Origin of the sequence: Sphingobium sp. (genome assembly GCF_041987595.1) — a bacterium.
In the GTDB taxonomy this organism is placed as follows: domain Bacteria; phylum Pseudomonadota; class Alphaproteobacteria; order Sphingomonadales; family Sphingomonadaceae; genus Sphingobium.
In genome coordinates this window covers 2,044-2,578 of sequence record NZ_JBHIWJ010000144.1, presented here as the reverse complement: position 1 = coordinate 2,578, position 535 = coordinate 2,044, and the positions used below count along the sequence as shown (strand labels likewise).

Annotated in this window: 1 protein-coding gene; it reads right to left on the bottom strand. The window is 64.1% G+C overall.

Annotated features, from left to right (window positions below):
- Window positions 1–535: aldehyde dehydrogenase family protein (locus tag ACFC3J_RS21215; RefSeq protein WP_375197969.1), on the bottom strand; the 535-nt coding region annotated here is incomplete at both ends.

Here is a 535-nt window from a genome sequence, read left to right as displayed (position 1 = left end):
CCGTGAAGGTGACGAGGTCGACGCGCGGATCGCTGGTCAGGGTCGTGCCAACCTCCGGTCCACCGGTCACGATGTTCAGCACGCCTTTGGGCAGGCCGATCTCTTCGGCGATCTCCCCAAACAACAGCGCGGAAAAGGGCGTGAAGGGCGACGGCTTCAGCACCATCGTATTGCCGGCGAGCAACGCGGGAACGATCTTCGCCAGATTGATGAGAAAGGGGAAATTATAGCCGGTGATGGCTGCGACGACGCCCACCGGCTCGCGAACCACGGTGGTCCCGCCTATTTTCTTCGGCCCGTCGAGGTTGAAGGGATCGGGGGTGATGTCGATGGGCAGGCGGACGCTGTCGTCGCGCGTCGAATGTTCGACGGCGGCCAGCAGATGGTCGAGCGGATTGGCGACCTGCATGCCCTGGGTGATGCCCTGCGAACAGCCGACTTCCGCGATGATCAGCGCCGCGATCTGCTGTCTGCGCGCATCCAGTGCGGCATGCATCCGGCGCAGACAGGTCGCGCGTTCGGACATGGCCATGCG